Annotated in this window: 19 protein-coding genes and 4 pseudogenes; 11 read left to right on the forward strand and 12 right to left on the reverse strand. The window is 69.4% G+C overall.

The window, feature by feature from the left end; genetic code table 11:
* The first annotated feature begins 44 nt into the window (after positions 1–44).
* A complete protein-coding gene (locus tag IE263_RS15600) occupies positions 45–782 on the forward strand; it encodes an FAD:protein FMN transferase (protein WP_373311992.1) in 738 nt (245 codons plus the stop codon).
* Positions 783–914: 132 nt separating this feature from the next.
* On the opposite strand, the gene IE263_RS15605 is transcribed toward IE263_RS15600, so the two are convergent.
* The 5 genes from IE263_RS15605 to argC are packed head-to-tail and all read right to left on the reverse strand — an operon-like array spanning position 915 to position 5,757.
* Positions 915–1,460 (reverse strand): arginine repressor, encoded by a 546-nt coding sequence (locus tag IE263_RS15605; protein ID WP_189936685.1) that lies wholly within the window; start codon positions 1,458–1,460, stop codon positions 915–917.
* Between the two features lie 7 nt (positions 1,461–1,467).
* Complete coding sequence (locus IE263_RS15610; RefSeq protein WP_189936687.1) at positions 1,468–2,676, reverse strand: acetylornithine transaminase; 1,209 nt, start codon at positions 2,674–2,676, stop codon at positions 1,468–1,470.
* Positions 2,673–3,584, reverse strand: coding sequence for an acetylglutamate kinase (gene argB / locus IE263_RS15615; RefSeq protein WP_189936688.1), 912 nt, complete (start codon positions 3,582–3,584; stop codon positions 2,673–2,675). Before argB ends, IE263_RS15610 begins: the two co-directional genes overlap by 4 nt.
* Entirely contained in the window at positions 3,581–4,732 is a 1,152-nt protein-coding gene (argJ, locus tag IE263_RS15620; RefSeq protein ID WP_189936690.1) for a bifunctional glutamate N-acetyltransferase/amino-acid acetyltransferase ArgJ, read from the reverse strand. Before argJ ends, argB begins: the two co-directional genes overlap by 4 nt.
* Complete coding sequence (gene argC, locus IE263_RS15625; protein ID WP_189936692.1) at positions 4,729–5,757, reverse strand: N-acetyl-gamma-glutamyl-phosphate reductase; 1,029 nt, start codon at positions 5,755–5,757, stop codon at positions 4,729–4,731. Before argC ends, argJ begins: the two co-directional genes overlap by 4 nt.
* A 208-nt stretch (positions 5,758–5,965) precedes the next feature.
* Between argC and IE263_RS15630 the strand changes: the two genes are divergently transcribed.
* Positions 5,966–6,787 (forward strand): TnsA-like heteromeric transposase endonuclease subunit, encoded by an 822-nt coding sequence (locus IE263_RS15630; RefSeq protein ID WP_229911001.1) that lies wholly within the window; start codon positions 5,966–5,968, stop codon positions 6,785–6,787.
* 17 nt (positions 6,788–6,804) lie between these two features.
* Here the strand turns inward: IE263_RS15630 and IE263_RS15635 are convergent, their stop codons facing one another.
* Both IE263_RS15635 and IE263_RS15640 read right to left on the reverse strand, forming a co-directional pair.
* Positions 6,805–6,948 carry a hypothetical protein gene (locus tag IE263_RS15635; protein WP_189936694.1) on the reverse strand — a complete coding sequence of 48 codons (144 nt, stop codon included), beginning with the start codon at positions 6,946–6,948 and terminating at the stop codon, positions 6,805–6,807.
* Positions 6,949–7,440: 492 nt separating this feature from the next.
* A pseudogene (locus IE263_RS15640) lies at positions 7,441–8,103 on the reverse strand (ISL3 family transposase); the annotation flags it as partial.
* 167 nt (positions 8,104–8,270) lie between these two features.
* Here IE263_RS15640 and IE263_RS48545 point away from each other — a divergent pair.
* A pseudogene (locus tag IE263_RS48545) lies at positions 8,271–8,386 on the forward strand (inositol 2-dehydrogenase); the annotation flags it as partial.
* 508 nt (positions 8,387–8,894) lie between these two features.
* Here the strand turns inward: IE263_RS48545 and IE263_RS15645 are convergent.
* The 5 genes from IE263_RS15645 to IE263_RS15665 all read right to left on the reverse strand — a co-directional run bounded on the left by IE263_RS15645 (position 8,895) and on the right by IE263_RS15665 (position 14,994).
* Positions 8,895–9,686 carry an ATP-binding cassette domain-containing protein gene (locus tag IE263_RS15645; protein ID WP_189936696.1) on the reverse strand — a complete coding sequence of 264 codons (792 nt, stop codon included), beginning with the start codon at positions 9,684–9,686 and terminating at the stop codon, positions 8,895–8,897.
* A 2-nt stretch (positions 9,687–9,688) separates the two neighbouring features.
* A complete protein-coding gene (locus tag IE263_RS15650; RefSeq protein ID WP_189936698.1) occupies positions 9,689–10,753 on the reverse strand; it encodes an ABC transporter permease in 1,065 nt (354 codons plus the stop codon).
* A gap of 114 nt (positions 10,754–10,867) precedes the next feature.
* Complete coding sequence (locus tag IE263_RS15655; RefSeq protein ID WP_229911002.1) at positions 10,868–11,896, reverse strand: sugar ABC transporter substrate-binding protein; 1,029 nt, start codon at positions 11,894–11,896, stop codon at positions 10,868–10,870.
* 468 nt (positions 11,897–12,364) lie between these two features.
* The gene (locus IE263_RS15660; protein ID WP_189936702.1) at positions 12,365–13,402 is read right to left on the reverse strand and encodes a LacI family DNA-binding transcriptional regulator; all 1,038 of its coding nucleotides are present in this window, start codon (positions 13,400–13,402) and stop codon (positions 12,365–12,367) included.
* Between the two features lie 560 nt (positions 13,403–13,962).
* Entirely contained in the window at positions 13,963–14,994 is a 1,032-nt protein-coding gene (locus IE263_RS15665) for a LacI family DNA-binding transcriptional regulator (RefSeq protein WP_189936704.1), read from the reverse strand.
* Between the two features lie 271 nt (positions 14,995–15,265).
* Between IE263_RS15665 and IE263_RS15670 the strand changes: the two genes are divergently transcribed.
* From IE263_RS15670 to iolD, 8 genes and pseudogenes are all read left to right on the forward strand, one after another.
* Positions 15,266–16,288, forward strand: coding sequence for a sugar ABC transporter substrate-binding protein (locus tag IE263_RS15670; RefSeq protein ID WP_189936706.1), 1,023 nt, complete (start codon positions 15,266–15,268; stop codon positions 16,286–16,288).
* A pseudogene (locus tag IE263_RS15675) lies at positions 16,288–16,632 on the forward strand (ABC transporter permease subunit); the annotation flags it as partial. The gene IE263_RS15670 and the pseudogene IE263_RS15675, both read left to right, overlap by 1 nt.
* 2 nt (positions 16,633–16,634) lie before the next feature.
* A pseudogene (locus IE263_RS48550) lies at positions 16,635–16,784 on the forward strand (sugar ABC transporter ATP-binding protein); the annotation flags it as partial.
* A gap of 48 nt (positions 16,785–16,832) precedes the next feature.
* Positions 16,833–17,690, forward strand: a complete 858-nt coding sequence (locus tag IE263_RS15680) for a sugar phosphate isomerase/epimerase family protein (protein ID WP_189936708.1) — start codon at positions 16,833–16,835, stop codon at positions 17,688–17,690.
* A gap of 168 nt (positions 17,691–17,858) precedes the next feature.
* Positions 17,859–18,836 (forward strand): 5-dehydro-2-deoxygluconokinase, encoded by a 978-nt coding sequence (iolC, locus tag IE263_RS15685; RefSeq protein WP_189936710.1) that lies wholly within the window; start codon positions 17,859–17,861, stop codon positions 18,834–18,836.
* A 4-nt stretch (positions 18,837–18,840) separates the two neighbouring features.
* On the forward strand, positions 18,841–19,713 hold the full coding sequence (locus IE263_RS15690; RefSeq protein WP_189936712.1) for a Cgl0159 family (beta/alpha)8-fold protein: 873 nt from the start codon (positions 18,841–18,843) through the stop codon (positions 19,711–19,713).
* Positions 19,710–20,588, forward strand: a complete 879-nt coding sequence (iolB, locus tag IE263_RS15695) for a 5-deoxy-glucuronate isomerase (RefSeq protein ID WP_189936714.1) — start codon at positions 19,710–19,712, stop codon at positions 20,586–20,588. The genes IE263_RS15690 and iolB overlap by 4 nt, the downstream gene beginning before the upstream one ends.
* Positions 20,585–22,471 carry a 3D-(3,5/4)-trihydroxycyclohexane-1,2-dione acylhydrolase (decyclizing) gene (gene iolD / locus IE263_RS15700; RefSeq protein WP_189936716.1) on the forward strand — a complete coding sequence of 629 codons (1,887 nt, stop codon included), beginning with the start codon at positions 20,585–20,587 and terminating at the stop codon, positions 22,469–22,471. Before iolB ends, iolD begins: the two co-directional genes overlap by 4 nt.

A 22,471-nucleotide genomic window follows, 5' to 3' on the forward strand; every position in this document is an offset into this window, starting at 1 on the left:
AGTCGGCACAGGCTCCCGCCGCGGTGCGTCACGCGGAGGAGGTCATGGGGACGGTCTTCTCCTTCGACGTCCGCGGCGGGGAACCCGCGGCGGTGCAGGCGGCTGTTCGCGAGGCGGTCGCCTCGCTGCACCGGGTCGACGAGGTGTTCAGTACCTACCGCGAGGACAGCCAGGTCTCCCGGCTGACGCGTGGCGAGCTGACCGTCGAGGAGTGCGACGCCGAGGTGGCCGAGGTGCTGGAGCTGGGCGCCGAGGCGGAGCGGACGAGCGACGGCTGGTTCAGCATGCGCTACCAGGGCCGGCTCGACCCGACCGGGATCGTCAAGGGGTGGGCCGCCGAGCGGGCGGCTCGTCTCATCGCCGAGGTGGGCGTGAGCGGGGTGAGCGTCAACGGCGGCGGCGATGTGCAGCTGCTGGGCGTGCCCGGGCCGGAGCGGCCGTGGCGGGTCGGGGTGTCCGATCCGCTGCGGCCGGGTGGGCTGGCGGCGGTCGTCTCCGCGGCCGGCGCCGACGAGCTGGCCGTCGCCACCTCCGGGACGGTCGAGCGCGGCGCCCACATCATCGACCCGCGCACGGGCCGCTCCGCGGTGACGGACCTGGTCGCCGTGACGGTCGTCGCGCCCAGCCTGACCTGGGCGGACTGCTGGGCGACGGCGGCGTTCGCGATGGGGTCGCGGGAGGCGCTGGCCTGGCTGGAGTCGTTGCCGGACGTGGAGGCGTTGCTGATCACGGCGGGCGACGAAGTGCGGTGCACTGGGGGCCTGGCGCGCCGGTTGGGCTGATCGCAGGCACACGGAGCGCCCCTCAGCTGTGCAGCCTGAGGGGCGCGAGGCAGTGACATGTGCGGCTCCGCCCCGCGGGCGCGATCAGCCCCCACGCACCCGCAGACGGCGTGCGACGGCCATCCGCCCCCCTCAGTGGCCGTTCTGAGCCAGCCGCAGCAAGTGATCGGCCAAGGCCTGACCCCCCGTCGGCTCCCGGCTGATCAGCAGCAGCGTGTCGTCACCGGCGATCGTCCCGAGGATGTCGTGCAACTCGGCCTGGTCGATCGCCGAGGCGAGGAACTGGGCCGCACCCGGCGGGGTGCGCAGAACCACGAGGTTGGCGGAAGCCTCGGCGGAGATCAGCAGCTCCTGCGACAACCGCCGCATCCGCTCCTCCTTCGCCGACTCGCCCAGCGGTGCGCGCGGGGTGCGGAAACCGCCCTCGCTCGGCACCGCATAGATCAGGTCGCCGTCGGTGTTGCGGATCTTCACCGCGTTCAGCTCGTCCAGGTCGCGGGAGAGCGTCGCCTGGGTGACGCTCAGCCCGTCGTCGGCGAGCAGCTTCGCCAACTGGCTCTGGGAACGCACCGGTTGCCGGTTGAGAATGTCCACGATCCGGCGGTGGCGGGCGGTGCGCGTCTGCGGCACGGCGGGCCCGTTCGCCCCCGGCTGCTCGTGGTCCTGCGCCTGGCTCATCGTCGTCTCATTCTCCGGATCGTCCGTCCCCGTGACTTGCGTCGAGGAGGCCCGGCAGCACCCCGAGGAAGGCGTCCACCTCGTCGTCGCCGAGATTCAGCGGCGGCATCAGCCGGACGACGTCGGGGGCGGGCGCGTTCACGAGGAATCCGGCCTCCTGAGCCGCCTGCTGCACCTGGGGCGCGAGCGGCTCGGTGAGCACGATACCCAGGAGCAGGCCCGCGCCCCGGACATAATCGATCAACGGGTGGCCCAGCCCCTCGATTCCGTCCCGCAGCTTCTCGCTCTGCCGCTTGACGTTCTCCAGCAGCCCCTCGTTCTCGATGGTGTCGAGGACGGCGAGCCCGGCGGCGCAGGCGACGGGGTTGCCGCCGAAGGTCGTCCCGTGCTGGCCGGGCTGGAGGAGTTCTGCGGCCCGCCCGAAGGCGACCGTCGCGCCGAGCGGCAGCCCTCCGCCGAGCTGCTTGGCGAGGGTGACGACGTCCGGCAGCACACCCTCGTGGGCCTGGTACTCGAACCAGTGCCCGGTACGGCCGATTCCGGTCTGCACCTCGTCGAGGACCAGGAGAGTGCCGGTGGCGGCCGTGATCGCCCGAGCCGCCTTCAGGTAGCCGGCGGGCGGGACGACGACGCCGTTCTCGCCCTGGATCGGCTCGATGACGACGAGCGCCGTCTCCTCGGTGACCGCGGCGGCCAGCGCCTGCGCGTCGCCGTACGGCACGTGCGTGACGTCGCCGGGCATCGGCAGGAAGGGGCTCTGCTTGGCGGGCTGGCCGGTGAGCGCGAGGGCGCCCATGGTCCGCCCGTGGAAGCCGCCCTGGGTGGCGACCATGTGGGTCCGCCCGGTCAGCCGGCCGATCTTGAAGGCGGCCTCGTTGGCCTCGGCGCCGGAGTTGCAGAAGAAGACCCTGCCGTCCCGGCCGAAGTGCCGGAGAAGCCGTTCGGCGAGGGCGACGGTGGGCTCGGCCATGAAGAAGTTGGAGATGTGGCCGAGGGAGGCGATCTGCTTGCTCACGGCCTCGACGATCGCCGGGTGGGCGTGGCCGAGGGCGTTGGTCGCGATGCCGCCGACGAAGTCGAGGTACTGCTTGCCCTCGGTGTCCCAGACCTTGAGGCCTTCACCGCGGACGAGCGGGAGCCTCGGGGTGCCGTAGTTGTTCATGAGCGAGCTCTGCCACCGCTGGCTCAGCGCTGCGTTCGTCGCGGTGTCGGTCATTCCGCATCCCCCTCTTGCGCGTCGGGCACGACCATCGTGCCGATGCCCTCGTCGGTGAAGATCTCCAGCAGGATCGAGTGCTGGACCCGCCCGTCGATGACACGGGCGGTGGTGACGCCGTTGCGTACGGCGTGCAGACAGCCCTGCATCTTCGGGACCATGCCGGAGCTCAACTCCGGCAGCAGTTTCTCCAGTTGGGAAGCGGTGAGGCGGCTGATCACCTCGTCGCTGTTCGGCCAGTCCTCGTAGAGGCCCTCGACGTCCGTGAGGACCATGAGGGTTTCGGCGCCCAGTGCCGCAGCGAGTGCCGCAGCCGCCGTATCAGCATTGACGTTGTAGACATGTCCGTCGTCCTGGGAGCGGGCGATCGAGGAGACGACCGGGATGCGGCCGTCGGCGAGCAGGGCCTCGATCGCGCCCGTGTCGATCGAGGTGATCTCGCCCACCCGCCCGATGTCGACCAACTCGCCGTCGATCTCGGGCTGGTGCTTGGTGGCGGTGATGGTGTGCGCGTCCTCGCCGGTGAGGCCGACGGCGAGCGGTCCGTGCTGGTTGAGCAGCCCGACCAGCTCGCGCTGCACCTGCCCGGCGAGCACCATCCGTACGACGTCCATGGCGTCCTCGGTGGTGACACGCAGGCCGGCCTTGAACTCGCTGACGATGCCGTGCTGGTCGAGGGCGGCGCTGATCTGCGGGCCGCCGCCGTGCACGACGACGGGCTTGAGGCCGGCGTGGTGCAGGAACACGACGTCCTGCGCGAACGCGGCCTTCAGCTCCTCGTCGACCATGGCGTTGCCGCCGAACTTGATGACGACGGTCCTGCCGTTGTGGCGGACCAGCCAGGGCAGCGCCTCGATGAGGATCTGGGCCTTGGGGAGCGCGGTGTGTTTCCGGGTCACATTGCTCATGAGGAGTAGGCGCTGTTCTCGTGGACGTAGTCGGCGGTGAGGTCGTTGGTCCAGATGGTGGCGGTCTCGGAGCCGGCCGCGAGGTCGGCGACGATGTGCACCTCGCGGTAGCGCATGTCGACCTTGTCGCGGTCCTCGCCGACACCGCCGTTCTTGCAGACCCAGACGCCGTTGATGGCGACGTTGAGCCGGTCGGGCTCGAAGGCGGCGCTCGTGGTGCCGATGGCGGAGAGCACGCGGCCCCAGTTGGGGTCCTCGCCGTGGATGGCGCACTTGAGGAGGTTGTTGCGGGCGATGGAGCGGCCCACCTCGACGGCGTCGTCCTCGGTCGCGGCGTTGATCACCTCGACCTTGATGTCCTTGCTGGCGCCCTCGGCGTCGCGGATCAGCTGCTGGCCCAGGTCGTCGCAGACGGCCCGTACGGCCTCGGCGAACTCCGCGTACTCCGGGGTGACTTCGGATGCCCCGGAGGCGAGCAGCAGCACGGTGTCGTTGGTGGACATGCAGCCGTCGGAGTCGACGCGGTCGAAGGTGACCTTGGTGGCGGCGCGCAGGGCCTTGTCCAACGCGTCACTGTCGAGGTCGGCGTCGGTGGTGAGGACGACGAGCATGGTGGCGAGGCCCGGGGCGAGCATGCCGGCGCCCTTGGCCATGCCGCCGACGGTCCAGCCGTCCTTCGTCACGACGGAGGTCTTGTGGACGGTGTCGGTGGTCTTGATGGCGATGGCGGCCTTCTCGCCGCCGTGCTCGGACAGCTGACCGACGGCCGTCTCCACGCCGGGGAGCAGCTTGTCCATCGGGAGCAGGACGCCGATGAGGCCGGTGGAGCAGACGGCGACCTCGCCCGCGCCCACGCCGAGCACGTCCGCGACCTTCTCGGCGGTCGCGTGGGTGTCCTGGAAGCCCTTCGGCCCCGTACAGGCGTTGGCGCCGCCGGAGTTGAGGATCACGGCGGACAGCCGGCCGCTCTTGAGAACCTGCTCCGACCACAGCACCGGCGCGGCCTTGACGCGGTTGGAGGTGAAGACGCCCGCGGCGGCGCGACGGGGCCCGGTGTTGACCACGAGGGCCAGGTCCGGGTTGCCGTTCTCCTTGATCCCGGCGACGATGCCCGCCGCCGTGAATCCCTTGGCTGCCGTGACACTCACGGTGCGACTCCGATCGTGGAAAGACCGAGCTCCTCGGGGAACCCGAGGGCGATGTTCATGCTCTGGACGGCGCCGCCCGCGGTGCCCTTGGTCAGGTTGTCGATGGCGCTGATCGCGATGATGCGGCCCGCGGCCTCGTCGTACGCGACCTGCACCTGAACGGCGTTGGAACCGTGAACGGACGCCGTGGCGGGCCACTGGCCCTCGGGCAGCAGGTGGACGAAGGGCTCGTCGGCGAAGGCCTTCTCGTAGGCGGCGCGAAGGGACTCGGCGGTGACGCCCTCCTTGGCGGAGGCGCTGCACGTGGCCAGGATGCCCCGGGGCATCGGTGCGAGGGTCGGCGTGAAGGAGACGGTGACCCGCTCCCCCGCCGCCGCGCTGAGGTTCTGGATCATCTCGGGCGTGTGCCGGTGGCCGCCGCCGACGCCGTACGGCGACATCGAGCCCATGACCTCGCTGCCCAGCAGGTGCGGCTTGGGCGCCTTGCCCGCGCCGGAGGTGCCGGAGGCGGCGACGACCACGGCCTCGGCCTCGGCGAGCCCGGCGGCGTACGCCGGGAACAGGGCGAGGGAGACGGCGGTCGGGTAGCAGCCGGGGACCGCGATGCGCTTGGACCCCTCCAGCGCGGCGCGGCCGCCCGGCAGTTCGGGGAGGCCGTAGGGCCAGGTCCCGGCGTGCGGGGAGCCGTAGAACTTCTCCCAGTCGGCCGGGTCCTTCAGCCGGAAGTCGGCGCCCATGTCGACGACGAGGACGTCCGGGCCGAGCTGCTCGGCGACGGCGGCGGACTGGCCGTGCGGGAGGGCGAGGAAGACGACGTCGTGTCCGGCGAGGACCTCGGGGGTGGTCTCGGCCAGGACCCGGTCGGCCAGCGGCAGCAGGTGCGGCTGGAGCGCGCCCAGCTTCTGCCCGGCGTTGGAGTTGCCGGTCAGGACGCCGATCTCGACCTCGGGGTGCGCGAGGAGCAGGCGCAGCGCCTCGCCGCCCGCATACCCGCTCGCTCCGGCCACTGCCGCACGTACCGCCATGTCCACCCTCCTCTTGGATGGCATGACTATACGTGCCTATGCACGTTTATACAATCTCTGCTCTTCGGGGCACGGCGCCCGGTGTGACCGAGATTTTTAGTTGGCACATGGAGAGTGCTAGTTGGCATGTCTTGGTCCGGTAACGCTGTGTTGCGGTCAGTACCGAAGAAGCGCCCCGTTGCCGGACGAGTGGTGTTGCCCTGGGTGAGTGGGCGAGGCGACGATTGCGAAGATCCCGTCGGATTCAAGTCATCTGGGCCAGTTTGCGATGGCGTACGACGGGGACGCCGGGCTGCGGGATCGGCTGAGGCTCGGGGATGACTGGGTACGTCGGTGGAGCTCGACATGGCAGGTGGGCGACGGCAAGGTCTGCTGGCCGATCCGGGATATGGCTCACATACCGGTGCTGTCGTCCCGGCCGATGCGGGGGTTCACGTGGCGAGCGAAGCAGCGGCATCGCCCCGGCCTGGAGGTGATGGCCTCGACGGGCCGGAAGCATGGCTTCGAGTCGTTGGAGGAGATGCGCCTGCTGGTCGCGCTGGACTTCTTGAGGGCATCGGAGGTGCTGTCGCAGCCGTTCCGGCTGGACTTCGAGCATGCGAGTGGGCAGGCCTGGCACATCCCGGACTTCCTGGCCGTGATCGGCGGTGGGATGTGGTTGCTGGACGTCCGCCCGATGGAGCTGATCAAGGAAGAGGACGCGCTGAAGTTCGCGGCGGCCAGGGAAGTGGCGGCCGCCTGCGGCTGGCAGTATTCGGTGGTCGCGGGCTGGCGCCCGCACGTCTGGAGCGTCCTTGATCACCTGTCTTCGCGCCGGCGGCCGACGAGGGACCTGCTCGGCATGCGCGACCAACTGCTCACCGCTTTCGGCGGGCGGCAGGGGCGGGTGATGACGTTCGCCGAGCTGGCGGACGCGACCAGCGTGCCTTCTGTGGGCAGGGCGAACATCGTCCGGCTGCTCTGGCAGCGCGAGCTCGGTGTTGACCTGGGCAGTCCCTTGCGCGACAGCTCACTGATCTGGGCGGCGTGATGGCAGCGAGGGGGTTCTTACAGATCGCGCCGGGCAGGCGGGTCGCGCTCAATGGCGTCGAGTGGACGGTTGACGACGTCCACGGCCAACGCGGCCGGCTCGTCCTCGTGGATGACGACGGCCGCGCGGAGACCCGCTCGTTCCGCTGGCTCATCAACCATGCTGACCTGCGGCTTCTTCCGAGAGTCGAGTCGGGGCGCCCGCCGCCGGTCGCCCGGCAGCCGAGGACACTGGCCGACCTGACCAAGGACCAGTTAGAGCGGGCACGGCTGCGGGCCGCGCATGTGCTGGAGGCTGAGACGGGGTTCCGGGAGGGCCACCCGGCCCGGGCCCTGCCGGGTGAGCCCCGGCCGGCCTACGACCCGGACCGCACGACGTTGACTCAGCGTCGGTACGCGAAGGCTGCGGAGATAGAGGCAATGCCCCGTCCGGAGGCGGTCCGGTGCGGTCTGCAGCACCTCAGCTACCGGACGCTGGTACGTCTGTCGGGACTGGCGGGCGACAGTCTTCTGCTGGCCTGTGCGGACGGGCGCTGGACACGGCGACGCGGCGGGCACCGCAGCATCACGAAGGAGGTCCGGGAGGCGATCTTCGCAGTCAAGGCCGAGTGCGGCCCACGTGCCCGGCTGAGCCAGGCCGCCAAGCACCGGTTCCTGCGTCGCACGGGGCAAAGCGCGGCGGATGGCCTCGGCGTAGGTCGCCGAGCCGTCACGGCACACGACCTCGACGCCCGGATGTTCGCGCAGCCACGCTTCCAGGGTGTCGGCCGTGCGGTCGGCCAGCACGGCGATCCGCTCGTGGGTCTCGGCGTCGATGATCACGGTGGCATAGCGGTGGCGCCGGCGCAGAGCGAAGTCGTCGACGCCGATCACGTGGGGCGTCCGCGCTGCGGGCAGCGGGATGCGCAGCAGGGTACGCAGAGCCGTATGACGCGAGACGCCCGCCGCGAGTATAGCCAGCAAACGTGCCCCCGCCCGGCCCGCTAACTCCTTGACCACGGCCTTGACTTGCCTGGTCAGACGAGTGGTGCGCCGCTGGTATCGGTCGAGCACTCCGGGCACCTGCTCGCGGAAGGTATGTCGGCAGCCGCGCGTGGGGCACACCAGACGCCGCACCCGCACACGGACCACCACCCGCCTCCCGTCGACCGGCACATCAGCCACAGTCCGCCAGTGGTAGCCGTGCACCCGCCCCGACGACACCCCGCACACCGGACACGGCGCCATGTCCTGCGGCGTCCGCGCCCGCACCACGATCCGCTCACCCTCATCGACCACGTCGTCTATGACCAGCGGGCACAGGCCCGAAAACACCATCTCGACAAGCTCGTTGACATCCCTCACGCGAAGTCAACGACGCGTCACGACGCTCCGTTACCACCGAATGTGAGACAGGGCCGTTAAGTTGACACTCCCACATCTGGATGGTGCAAACCGGAGCCGGAGCGGCCTTCGTCGAGGCGGACGAACCGTGAGCCATGGGTCTGCGCATCGTCGAGGCCGAGCGGGCCACGGCCGCCGCCTGGTTCAAGTCGGCTTCCTGCGCCGATACGACGCCGACTACCGGCAGATAAAGCCGGTCATCGACTCGGGCCGTATCGTCGCCACGGACATAAGGCCCCAGCCTGCGTTCCACGGGCGGCGTCGCATGAAGGTCGCCTGACAGGAACGAACACTGCTCGGCCGTCGGCTCCTGGGAGCGGACGGCCGATGCTTTGCTACAGGGGTGATCGGAGCTTGGGGGGTGCGTCCTCGGCGCCCGCCACTCAGCTCCGGGTGGCTCACGCGTCCCTCGGAATCCACGATCAATAGCCGCGAGGTGCTCACCGTCCCGCCTCATCGGTTTCCGTCCGGGGGACGTCGCCTGTACCGCCGCGGTCTCATTCCCTGTCTTCGCACCCCTGCTGTCAGCGCCCCAACGCCGTGAACCAGCCTCGACTCTTCGCCGGCACCTGTGGATTCGACGACGGCGAACACCCTGCGGTCAGCCACGTTGTTGAGCCATCGCCCCACTCCATGCCACGACTATGCGCGCGACGAAGCCGCCCAGGGTGCTCTGCCCTGGGCGGCTGTCCGCACGGAAGACCGCGACGACGCCTGGCGCGTGATCAGGCGTCGGCCTGCAGCTGGGCCAGTTCGGCTTCCAGGTCGGCCATGGCCTCGCCGCCGGCCATCAGGTCGGTGATCTCCTCACGGGTGCGTTCGCCCTTGCGGAAGTCGTCGGCCTTCTGGCCGCGGATGAGGACGGCGAAGTGGTCGCCGACCATCATGGCGTGGCGGACGTTGTGGGTGACGAGGATGACCGCGACGCCCTTGGCGCGGGCCTGCATGACGATCCGCAGGACGTGCGCGGCCTCCTTGACGCCGAGTGCGGCGGTGGGTTCGTCGAGGATGAGGACGTTGGCGCCGAAGTAGACGGCCCGTGCGATGGCCAGGGCCTGGCGCTCGCCGCCGGAGAGGCTGCCCACCAGGCGGTTGCCGTCGGTGACGCGGGTGATGCCGAGGGACTGCATCTCGCGTACGGCGATGTCACCGGCGAGCTTCTTGTCGAACAGTTTGAACGGGCCGAATCCCTTGGTGGGTTCGGCACCGACGAAGAAGCAGCGGCCGACGCCCATGAGCGGAAAGGTGCCGCCGAACTGGTGCACGGTGGCGATGCCACGCGCGCTGGCGTCGCGGGGGCTGTCGAAGACGACCGGCTCACCGTTGACCTCGATGGTGCCGGTAGTGGGCTTGTGGAACCCGGCGAGGATCTTGATGAGGGTGGACTTGCCGGCGCCGTTGTCACCGAGCAGGCACAGCACGCTCCCGGCGTTCACCTCCAGGGAGATGTCCGTGAGGGCATTGGTGCCGAGGAAGGACTTGCTGATACCGTCCAGGCGCAGGAGGGGTGCGGTCATGGTCAGGCCTTCTTCGCGGAGCGGGGCTTGTAGGACAGGGCGAGGCGGCGGAAGGTGTTGTTCATCAGGACCGCGGCGAGGATGAGGATGCCGAGGATCAGGCTGGCCCAGTCGGAGTTCCAACCGGTGTAGTAGATGCCCTGGTTGACGATGGCGAACGTCAACGTGCCCAGCACGACGCCGACCACGGAGCCGTAGCCGCCGGTGAGCAGGACGCCGCCGATGACGACGGCGATGATGGAGTTGAAGACGAAGGACTGACCGTTGGCGACCTGGGCACCGTTGTAGAGGATGGTCTGGATCACGCCGACCAGGGCGGCGCCGAAGCCGCTGGCCATGTACAGGGCGATCTTCACCTTGTTGACCGGGATGCCGGTGGCGCGGGCGCTCTCCTTGTCGCCGCCGATCGCGAAGATCCAGTTGCCGTACTTCATCATCTGCAGCACCACGGTGACCAGCACTGCCAGGCCCAGCCACCAGAAGATCGCGACCTCGAACTGGCCGGCGATCAGCTTCCCGAACAGGGCCTTCGACAGCGGGTCGGGGCTGACGGCGACGCTCGTGGTGCCGGTGGTGACGCGGGACAGACCGAGAGTGAGACCGGCCAGGCCGGACAGTGTGGCCAGTGTGACGACCAGGGAGTGCACGTTGGTGCGGGTGACGAGGATGCCGTTGAGCAGGCCGGTCAGCAGCCCGAGCCCGAGCGCACACACAATGCCGACGATCATCGGGGCGCCCCAGTGGCCGGAGACGATGGCCAGCGTCATCGAGCTGCCGGCCAGCACCGACCCGACGGACACGTCGAGTTCACCGGCGATCATCAGCAGCCCGACCGGGATGGCAATGATGCCGAGCTCGGAGGCGATGTTCAGCCAGCTCGCCGCGCCCGCCGGGGCGAGGAACTTCTCACCACCGAAGATCGCGAAGAAGACGAAGACGCTGATCGTTCCGATGAGCGCACCGACCTCGGGACGATGTCGCAGCTGGCCCAGCGAGCTCTCGGACTGCTTCGGGGGTGCGGCGGCGGGCTTCGTCCCGGCCGTCGTGTCGGGAAGTGAGGTTGTCATCGGAGTGGTGTCACCTTCATGGATCCGGATGCGGTGCGAGGCAAGGCCTCAAGGAGGGGCACGGGCTCGAGGAGAGGTGCCGGACCCGGGTCGGGCCCGGCACCTGAGGGTGGGTCAGCGAACACCGGCCTTGGTGCCCGAGATCGCTGCCGCGACGTTGTCCTGGGTGACAAGGAGCGGGCCGGTCAGAAGCGGGTTCTGCGGCGGGAGCACGCCGTAGGACAGGTACTGGTTGGCGATCGACACGGCGTAGAAGCCCTGCAGGTACGGCTGTTGGTCGATGGCGAACAGCTGCTTGCCGTTCTTGATCCGGTCGAGCTGGCTCTGCGAGAGGTCGAAGGTGCCCAGCTTCACCTTGTCCCCGACCTTGGCCTGCTCGATGGCGGCCGCGGCGCTGTCCGCGTCCTGGACGCCGATCGTCACCAGTGCGTCGATGCTGCTGTCCTTCAGCAACGCGCCCTTGATCGCCTGGGTGACGGCGGACGGGTTGCCGAAGTTGGAGGAGGGCAGGGGCAGTTGCTTGGACTTGGCGCCCTTGCTCTCGGCGCCGTCCTTGATGCCCTTGCAGCGGGCTTCCTGGTTGGCCGAGCCGGGCACGGTGTTGACGCACAGGATGTTCTTGGCGCCCTCGTCGGCGAACTTGGCGCCGCCCGCCTTGCCCGCCTCGTAGTCGTCCGATCCGATGTACTTGATGGCGCCGGTCTTCTTGGCGGCGTCGACACCGCCCGAGTTGTAGATGAACACCTTGACGCCCTTGGCGATGGCCTGCTTGATCGCGGAGTCCTGGTTCTCGGGCACCCAGTCGGGCACGAGGATCGCCGACGGGTTCTGCGACAGAGCGGTGAGTGTCAGTTTGGCGGCGTCCGGGCCGAGGTTGTCGTAGTTCTGCGGGCCCAGGAAGGTCACCTTCCCGCCGCCTGCGCTCACGAGCTTCGCCGCGTCCTCGCCGCCTCGCTTGATCGCGGACCAGAACGGGTCGTCGGGCTTGCCGCCGATGACGTAGATGGAGTTCTTGCCGTTGCTCTTCGTGCCGGACGCCGATCCGCCGCCGGCCGACGCCGTCGCCTGCCCCGTGTCGCCGCCTTTGGCCTTGCCGCTGGCGCACCCGGTCAGCGCGGCCGCCGTCAGGGCAAGCAGGCTCACCGCGGTCAGAGCTCTTCGGGAAAGACGGCGACCGAGCGGTCGGCCGGGCTGCTTGCGTTCCATGTGCTGGTTACTCCTTCGTGCGATGCCAAGGTGGCGGGGGGAGCGTGGCGCCGACTGCGTCGGTCCGGTGGTGCTGCGCTGCGTCGTCGGACATGACGGGGCGCAGCCGAGCAGGGGAGGCGGGCTGCGCCCCGGGCGTGGGGGTCCTCGGTGACGGGTGGGCCGAGGTCGGTGGTCCCGCCGGCGGTCCGTGCGGTGGGCCTGGGGCGGTGCGGCCCGAATTATTACGCCGGGATAACTTTCCGGGTATGCCCCGGCACCGCAGGCGGCAATGGTGACCCATTCGTTCCGCAATCTCTTTAAATCGCTTTAAGCGGTGCGCAGAGCATGCTTGCGTTTCGGGAACGTGTCAAGAGTTCGCTCCGAAATGCGCGCTTCAGTTACGTCCGCCGCACTGCACGGCGGTCAGCGCGTCCTGGCCGTGGTCCCGCGTACAACGAGGGAGGGCGCGAGGACGATCTCGCGGGGCGTGGTGCGGCCGCGCTCGAGGCGTTCCATGGCTGCCGCCACCGAATGCCGCGCCTGTTCCTCGGCGTTCTGGCTCACGGTGGTCAGGTCGAAGCAGGCCAGCCGGGAGAGGGCGTCGTCGTCGTAGCCGACGACGGAGACGGTGCCGGGGATGTCGACTCCGGCCCTGCGCAAAGCGGTGAGGAGACCGATGGCGCACTGGTCGTTGTACGCCACGACAGCGCTCGGAAGATCACCGCTGTCGAGGAGGTCTCGGCCGGCCCGCTCGCCCGCCGCCTCGGTGATGTCCCCGTGCAGCACCCTGATGCGCTCGTCGAGCCCGTGGCGGCGCATGGCGTCCCGGTAGCCGCGGCGCCGGTCGGTGACGATGACCCCCTTGCCGCCGTCGACGTAGGCGATGGAACGGTGTCCCAGGGCGACCAGATGGTCGACGACCTGGCCGACCCCGTCGTCATCGGCGGTGCGTACCACGTCGAGATCGGCCTCGGCGATGCGGCGCCCCACGGAGATGACGGGCGCCTTGCGGTCGAGCTCGGCGAGGACGGGGGCAGGGGACACCGAGCCGAGGAGGATCAGCGCCTCGCAGCGGAAGGCCAGCAGCGTCTCGAGGACCGTGCTCTCGTCGCGAGTTCGCGTCAGGGTGCTCAGGACGAGGTCGTAGCCGACCTCCTCGGCAGCCGTGTGCAGATGCTCGACCAGTTCCGCGTGGAAGGGGCTGTGGATGTCGACCATGACGCCGAGCAGCCGGCTGCGCCTGCTGGCCAGCGCGCTGGCGTTGCGGTCGGGGCGGTAGCCGAGTTCGGCAGCGGCCTTCAGAACGCGCCGGCGAGTGCGCTCGCTGGGGCCGGCCACGTTGCGCAGCACCAGGGACACCGACGCCGTGGACAGGCCCACGCGCGCGGCGACGTCCTCCAGTCGGGGACGCGGAGTCGCGCCATTGCCACCTGCGGGGTGAGCGGAGTCGAGATCGTCCACTTGGTCTCCCGTCGATTTATGGCATCACTCTTGACATGCCCCTGTGAGGCCGCTGATAGTAACAGCGCTTAAAACGCTCTAAATTTGTCATTGGTCAAAACCCTGCCCAGTGCCGATCGGCACCAACGGCTGGTTCGAGCCCTAATGCGGTTGCGCCGCTCGCGGGCCTTCTCGGCGCGCCGCACCTCCTGACGAGCTCTGCGGCGGCGTTCCGGGTGCTCTTGGTGAAGTGACCGCCGCTCGGTCGGCGCCTCGCATGTGGCTGAGGACGGTCAGCGCGCTGAGTGCGAGCTGGTGGCGATCTTGGACTTGCCGTGCGCAGCCAAGGCCGTGACTTCGCGTTCGCAGCCGGTCAGGACTTTGACGGCTTCGGGCAGCGTAAGGAAGCCGCCTGTGCCCGGGCGCTACGTACTACTGGACGATCCGATGGGCTTTTGCCTGCCCCTTTTCGACGGACAGGGCGCACCTGACGTCAGCCATGCACGGCGCAGGCCGCATCCCCCTCCTCACACACTCGAGCAAGACGACCCCGCTCGCGGTGGCGCATCCGGCGGCATGCGTCAGGCGGGTGCGGCCGTGGTGCCGCGCACGACGAGGCGCGGGGCGAGAACCACCTCGCGGGGTTCGGTGCGGTCCTGGTCGAGGCGTTCGACCGCGGCGGTCACCGCGTGCCGGGCCTGCTCCTCGGCGTTCTGGCTGACGGTGGTCAGGTTGAAGCAGCTCAGCCGGGAGAGGGCATCGTCGTCGTAGCCGGCCACGGACACCTCGCCCGGGACGGAGACGCCGGCGCGGGCGAGGGCGGCCAGGACGCCGATGGCGGACGGGTCGTTGTAGGTGAGGACAGCGGTGGGCAGGCTGTCGCCCTCGAGGAGCTTGCGGGCGGCGCGTTCGCCGGCTGCTTCGGTGTGGTCGCCGTGCAGGATCCGGATGTGGTCGTCAAGGCCATGGCGGCGCATGGCGGTGCGGTAGCCGCGGCGGCGGTCGGTGGCGATGACGCCCTTGCCGCCGTCGACGTAGACGATCTCGCGATGACCGAGGCCGACCAGGTGGTCGACCAGCTGGCCGACACCGTCGTCGTCGGCGGTGCGTACGACGTCCAGGGCGGCGTCGGAGATGCGACGACCGACGGCGATGACGGGCGCCTTGTTGTCCAGGGTGGCGAGCGTGTCCGCAGGCGCGGTCGGACCGAGGAGTATCAGGGCCTCGCTGCGGAAGGCGAGAAGCGTCTCCACCGCGGTGTGTTCGTCGCGGGTGCGAGTCTGGGTGCTGAGGACGAGGTCGTAGCCGACCTCCTCGGCCGCGGTGTGCAGATGCTCGACCAGTTCGGCGTGGAACGGTCGATGGATGTCGACCATGACGCCGAGCAGCCGGCTGCGCCTGCTGGCGAGCGTGCTGGCGGTGCGGTCCACCTGGTAGCCGAGGTCGGCGGCCGCCTTCAGGACCCGCTGCCGGGTGCGCTCACTCGGCCCGGGCACTCCGCGCAGCACCAGAGACACCGACGCCGTGGACAGGCCCACCCGTGCGGCCACGTCCTCCAACCTGGGGCGTTTGTGCGCGCCGTTCTGGTGATGCGCGGATCCACCGTTACCCACTTGCGCCTCCCCGCGGCAAATCTCCTCGTGCAACACCCTTGACACCCTCAGGAAACGCGACCGATAGTACCAGCACTTAAAGCGCTTTAATTTGTCCTGTTGTTCCAACGAACTCAGCCCTGAAGCGCGACGCCCTACCGCCGGCATCGCGCGCTCGGACACCGGCCTCTCCACCTCCACCAGCCGCTTGCGAGGCCTGGTCACCACTCCCCTACAGCGGCCCACCCGAAGTCCGCGGCCCCCGCTCCCCTTCGCACAGTGAGGTGCACGCATGAACCGCACAGCGCTTCCCCGCTCCCGCAGAATCGTCCCCGTCGTGGCCGTGGCCGCAGCGGCCGCCCTGACCCTGGCCGGCTGTTCCAGCAGCTCCGGCGGCAAGAAGGCAGAGGAGGAGGAGGCCGGCAACGTCTCCGCGGGCAAGGCCAGTACCCCCCGCATGACCATCGCGATGGTCACCCATGCACCCTCCGGCGACACCTTCTGGGACACCATTCGCAAGGGCGCGGAGGCCGCGGCCGCTAAGGACAACGTCAAGCTGATCTACTCGAACGACGAGAACGCCGGCGACCAGGCCAACCTGGTGCAGAACGCGATCGACCAGAAGGTCGACGGGATCGCCGTAACCCTGGCCAAGCCGGACGCCCTGAAGGCAGTGGTCGCCAAGGCGGAGAAGGCCGGCATCCCGGTCGTCGGCCTCAACGCGGGCCTGAGCGTCTGGAAGCAGCAGGGCCTGCTGTCGTTCTTCGGGCAGGACGAGTCCGTCTCCGGCCAGGCCCTCGGCTCCAAGCTCAACGGCACCGGCGCCAAGCACGCCCTGTGCGTGATCCAGGCCCAGGGCGACGTGAACCTGGAACAGCGCTGCGACGGCGTGAAGAAGACCTTCAGCGGCAAGACGGACATCCTCTACGTCAACGGCACCGACATGCCGTCCGTGAAGTCGACGATCACCGCCAAGCTCAAGCAGGACTCCTCCATCGACGAGGTGGTCACCCTCGGCGCCCCGATCGCGCTGACGGCGGAGCAGGCCGTGTCCGAGGGCGGCAGCAAGGCGAAGATCGCCACCTTCGACCTCAACAAGGACCTCGTCTCCGCCATCCAGAACGGCAAGATCCAGTTCGCCGTAGACCAGCAGCCCTACCTCCAGGGCTACCTCGCTGTCGACTCCCTGTGGCTGTACAAGACCAACGGCAACTTCAGCGGCGGCGGCGAGCAGCCCGTGCTGACCGGCCCCGCCTTCGTCGACAAGTCGAACGTCGACGCGGTGGCCAAGTTCGCCGCGAAGGGCACGCGGTGATGAGCGTGACCCAGCATGCTGAGCCGGCGGTGACCACACCGCCGGCCTCCGGACCCGGCAAGGAGACCGACGGGCGGACCAAGCGGCGGCCCTTGGCGCTTCAGCTGCTCGCCCGACCCGAGGTCGGCGTCTTCCTCGGCGCCGTCGCGGTGTTCGTGTTCTTCCTCGTCGCAGCACCTCCGGTTCGTGACGGCAGCTCGATGGCCAACATCCTCTACCAGTCGTCGACGATCGGGATCATGGCGCTGCCGGTCGCGCTGCTCATGATCGGCGGTGAGTTCGACCTGTCGGCCGGCGTCGCGGTGATCACCTCGGCGCTGACCGCCAGCATGGTCGCCTTCCAGTCGAAGCACTGACCAACCACATGGCCGGCGGTGCCGAACTCGCCGCGCTCAAGCACGAGTTGTCCCAGGTCCGCGGCGTCGATGTCGAGGAACTCCCCGAAGAGGAAGACCTCACCGCACCCGTGGCCACCGCTCGCGAGGGCTCCGCCTGACCACCGCCCACGATCCCCCCTTTCCTACTGACCGGAAGGCATTCCGCCATGAAGATCGCCCTCGACCCGTACATGATCCGCAACGTCCCGTTGCTCGAACTCCCCTCTGTGGTGGCCGAGTTGGGATACGAGTGGATCGAACTGTCCCCCCGGGAGGACTTCATCCCGTTCTTCCGCCACCCGCGCGTCGACGACGCGACGGTCCGCAAGTTCCGCAAGGCGCTGGACTCGGCGGGTGTCGGGATCTCCTCGCTGCTGCCGCTGTTCCGCTGGTCCGGCCCGGACGAGGACGCCCGCCAGGCCGCGGTACGGTACTGGAAGCGCTCGATCCAGATCGCCGCGGACCTCGGCGTGGACAGCATGATCTCCGAGTTCAACGGCCGGCCGGAGGACTCCGACCGCAGCGAAGCGCAGTTCTGGAAGTCGCTGGACGAGCTGCTGCCGGTGTTCGAGCGGGAGGGCATCAAGCTCGCGCTGGAACCGCACCCGGACGACTTCATCGAGAACGGCTACGACGCGATCAACCTGATCCGGGGCATCAACAACCCCAACGTCACCTTCCTCTACTGCGCCCCGCACACCTTCCACATCGGCAACGACGCCGCCGGCATCATCAAGTACGCCGGCGACCTGCTCACCCACGTCCACCTGGCCGACGCGTTCGACCACACCGCCTCGTCCGGCAACCGGTACATCCTCAACCCGCCCGGCACCCCGGCCCGCATCCACCAGCACCTGGACATCGGCCAGGGCGAGGTCGACTTCGACGAGCTCTTCCGCGAGCTGCGCGCGAACGGCTTCGACGGGACCCTGACCGCCTGCGTCTTCGCCTGGGAGGAACGGGCCAAGGAATCGTCGGTGTTCATGCGGGACAAGATCGCCGAGTACCTGGCGCGCTGGTCCTGACGGCGCGCGGTCTCTGGTCGGCAACCACTTGAGACAGCTCGTCGTAACAACCTATTGACATGACATTTGAGTTGAGGGCATCGTTCTCCGTGAGGCGCTTTTAAAGCGCTTTAAGTCCCACTCCACTCCACACCCCCGGAATCTCCGGAGCGAAGGGAAACCAGCGTTATGCCGTTCGAAGTGTTGACCATCGGCCGTGTGGGAGTGGACGTGTATCCGCTCCAGACGGGGGTGGGGCTGGCGGAGGTCACCTCGTTCGGCAAGTACCTGGGCGGCAGCCCCACGAACGTCGCCGTCGCCGCCGCCCGTTACGGCCGCTCCGCCGCCGTGATCACCAAGACGGGCCGGGATCCGTTCGGCGACTTCGTCCGTACCGCCCTGGAGGGCTACGGCGTCGACGTCCGCTTCGTCGGTACGTCGGACATCGCGCCGACGCCGGTGACGTTCTGCGAGATCTTCCCGCCGGACGACTTCCCGCTGTACTTCTACCGCCTGCCCAAGGCCCCCGACCTGGACATCCGACCGGGAGAACTGGACCTGGCGGCGATACGGGACGCTCAGGTCTTCTGGATCACCGGCACGGGCCTGAGCGAGGAGCCGAGCCGCTCGGCCACCCTCGCCGCCCTCGCCCACCGCGCCAAGGCGGGCACGACGATCTTCGACCTCGACTGGCGGCCGATGTTCTGGGCCGACCCGTCCCAGGCGCGCTCGTACTACTCCGAGGTCCTGCGCCACACCACCGTAGCCGTGGGCAACCTCGACGAGTGCGAGGTGGCGACCGGCGAACGTGAGCCCTACGCCGCTGCCAAGGCGCTGCTCGACGCGGGCGTGGAGCTGGCCGTGGTGAAGCAGGGCCCCAAGGGTGTCCTGGCGATGGACCGCGACGGCTCGGTCGCCGAGATTCCGCCGGTGCCTGTGGACGTCGTCAATGGGCTCGGCGCCGGGGATGCCTTCGGCGGGGCGCTGTGCCACGGCCTGCTGTCCGGCTGGGACACCCGCCGCACGGTGTCCTTCGCCAACGCCGCCGGCGCCCTCGCCGCGGGCCGCCTGTCCTGCTCCGACGCAATGCCCACTCAGGCCGAGGTCGAAGAGAAGCTCCGCTCCGCGGCCCCTGCCGCCCTCGACGCTGCCCAGCGAAAGGTATGACGACGTGCTGACCGATCACGTGAGCCGGATCGTGGACGCCCGGGTCAACGACCCCGGCGCCATCGCGGCAGCGGCCGCGCGCCGCATCAAGGCCACCTCGCTCATCGGCGAGCACGGCAAGGCGATGATCATCGCCGCCGACCACCCGGCGCGCGGCGCCAACGGCGTCGGCGCCGACCCCAACGCCATGGCCGACCGCGCCCGGCTCCTGGACCGGCTGTGCATCGCCCTGGAGCGGCCTGGCGTGACCGGTGTGCTGGCCACCGCCGACATCCTCGAAGACCTGCTGCTGCTCGGCGTCCTGGACGGCAAGAGCGTCTTCGGCTCCATGAACCGGGCCGGCCTGGCGGGGTCGGTCTTCGAGATCGACGACCGGTTCACCGGATACGACGCCGAAACCATCGCCGCGATGGGCTTCGACGGCGGGAAGATGCTCACCCGCATCGCCCTGGGCGACGCTGCCACGCCGTCCATCCTGGAGAACACCGCCCGGGCCGTGGACGAGCTCAACGACCGTCACCTGATCGCCATGGTCGAGCCGTTCATGTCGACCTGGCAGGACGGGAAGATCCGCAACGACCTGTCGACGGATGCCGTCACCAAGTCGATCACCATTGCCTCCGGGCTGGGCCGCCGCACCGCCTACACCTGGCTGAAGCTGCCGGTCGTCGAGGACATGGAGCGCGTCCTGGCCTCCTCCACCCTGCCCGCGCTGCTGCTGGGCGGCGAGGTCAAGGACGCCGACACGGCCTTCGCCTCCTGGGGCAAGGCCCTCAAGCAGCCCACCGCACGCGGCCTGGTCGTCGGCCGCTCCCTGCTCTACCCGGCAGGCGGCGACGTCGCCGGTGCCGTGGACCGGGCGGTGAGCCTGCTGTGACGTCCAAGTATCACCTTCCCAAGGGGACTTCGGCCGACGGCCCCTACGACCTCCTGGTCACGCCCGAGTCGGCGGGCTGGGGATACTCCGGGCTCAGGATCCTGACCCTGCAGCCCGGTGAGGCACACGCCCTGTCCACCGCCGACTCCGAGTTCCTGGTCCTGCCGCTGACGGGCTCGTGCACCGTCACCACGGACGGCACGGCCTTCGAACTCACCGGCCGGACAGGCGTGTTCGCCTCAGTCACCGACTTCGCCTACCTCCCCCGCGAGTCGGAGGCCCTGATCAGCAGCGCGACCGGCGGACGGTTCGCGCTGCCCTCCGCCCGTACCGAGCAGGGAGGTCACTCGGCTCGGTACGGGCGCAAGGAGGACGTCCCGGTGGAGCTCCGTGGCGCCGGCGCATGTTCTCGGCAAGTCAACAACTACTGCCTGCCCGGCACCTTCGACGCCGAGCAGCTGCTCGTGTGCGAGGTACTGACACCCGGCGGCAACTGGTCGTCGTACCCGCCGCACAAGCACGACGAAGCCCGCCCCGGCCAGGAGTCGGAGCTGGAGGAGATCTACTACTTCGAGGTCTCCGGCGACGGCAACGGCTTCGGCTACCAGCGGGTCTACGGCACTCCCGAGCGCCCGATCGACGTCCTCGCCGAGATCCGCTCCGGCGACACGGTGCTGATCCCTCACGGCTGGCACGGCCCGTCCATCGCCGCGCCCGGCTACGACCTGTACTACCTCAACGTCATGGCCGGTCCCGACCAGGACCGCGCCTGGCTCATCTGCGACGACCCCGCCCACGGCTGGGTCCGCACCACCTGGGACACGCAAGACACCGATGACCGGCTGCCGTTCGGCGCCGAGGAGAACCACTCATGACCAAGACGATCCGGCTGACCACCGCCCAGGCCCTGGTGCGCTTCCTGGCCGCCCAGTACAGCGAGCGCGACGGCCAGGAGCACCGGCTCATCCCCGGGGTGTGGGGCATCTTCGGCCACGGCAACGTCGCCGGCATCGGTCAGGCGCTGCTCCAGGCGGCAGTGACACGCGAGGCCGACCTGCCCTACTACCTGGCGCGTAACGAACAGGGCATGGTCCACGCATCGGTGGCGTACGCGAAGATGCGAGACCGGCTTGCGACCTTCGCCTGCACCGCGTCCACCGGCCCCGGCTCCACCAACATGATCACCGGCGCCGCGCTGGCCACCACCAACCGGCTCCCGGTCCTCCTTCTGCCCAGCGACATGTTCGCCACCCGCGCCGCCGACCCGGTGCTGCAGCAACTGGAGGACACCCGGGGCGGGGACGTCACCGTAAACGACGCCTTCCGGGCCGTGTCGAAGTACTTCGACCGCATCTCCCGTCCCGAGCAGCTGATCCCGGCCGCGCTGGCCGCGATGCGGGTGCTGACCGACCCGGTGGAGACCGGCGCCGTCACGCTGGCGCTGCCGCAGGACGTGCAGGCCGAGGCGCACGACTGGCCCGTCTCCTTCTTCCGGCGCCGGGTGTGGCACGTGGGCCGCCCGGTGCCGGAACAGGCCGCCGTCGAGCGGGCCGCCCACCTGCTGCGCGGCGCGAAGAAGCCCCTGATCGTTGCCGGAGGCGGCGCCGTCTACTCGGGTGCGGAGACCGAGCTGCGGGCGTTCGCGGAGGCCACCGGCATCCCGGTGGCGGACACGCACGCCGGCAAGGGCGCCGTGCCCTGGGACCACTCCTGCGCCGTGGGTGGCATCGGCTCCACCGGCTCCTATGCGGCCAACGAGCTGGCGCGCGAGGCGGATGTGGTGCTCGGCATCGGCACCCGCTACTCCGACTTCACCACCGCCAGCCACACCGTCTTCGGCAACCCCGACGTCACCTTCGTCAACCTCAACGTCGCCCGCCTGGACGCCGTCAAGCACTCCGCGGAGCCGCTGGTAGCCGATGCGCGGCTGGGCGTCCAGGCCCTCGCGGGGGCATTGACGGACTGGGAGGTCGAGCCCGAGTACCGCTCGCACACCCGCCAACTCATCGCCCGTACGCGGAAGATCGAGGAGGAGTGCTTCGCCCCGGACCGCAACACCGGTGACCTGCCCGCGCAGACGCAGATCCTCGGCGCCCTCAACGACAGCCTCGACGACCGCGCCGTCGTGATCAACGCTGCCGGTTCCATGCCCGGCGACCTGCAGCAGCTGTGGCGGGCCCGCGACCCGAAGGCCTACCACGTCGAGTACGCCTACTCCTGCATGGGCTACGAGGTCGCGGCCGGCGTCGGCGCCAAGATGGCCGACCCGTCACGCGAGGTGGTCGTGCTGGTGGGCGACGGCTCGTACCTGATGATGGCGCAGGAGATCGTCACCATGGTCTCCGAGGGCCTCAAGGTCATCATCGTCCTGGTCCAGAACCACGGCTTCGCCTCCATCGGCGCCCTCTCCGAATCGCTCGGCTCGCAGCGCTTCGGCACCAAGTACCGCTACCGCGACGGCGATACCGGGCAGCTGGACGGCGACGTCCTCCCGGTTGATCTCGCCGCGAACGCCTCTTCACTGGGTGCGGACGTCCTGCACGCCACGTCGGTGGAGGAGTTCCGCTCGGCGATGGAGAAGGCGAAGGCGGCGTCCCGGACCACGGTCGTGCATGTCGAGACCGACCTGTACGGGCCCAACCCGCCAGGCCACGGCTGGTGGGACGTCCCGGTCAGCCAGACCTCCGCCCTCGACACGACCCAGGCCGCCTACGACACGTACGCCGCCCACAAGCAGTCCCAGCGCCACTACCTGTAA

The organism is Streptomyces aurantiogriseus, from assembly GCF_014649375.1.
Classification (GTDB): domain Bacteria; phylum Actinomycetota; class Actinomycetes; order Streptomycetales; family Streptomycetaceae; genus Streptomyces; species Streptomyces aurantiogriseus.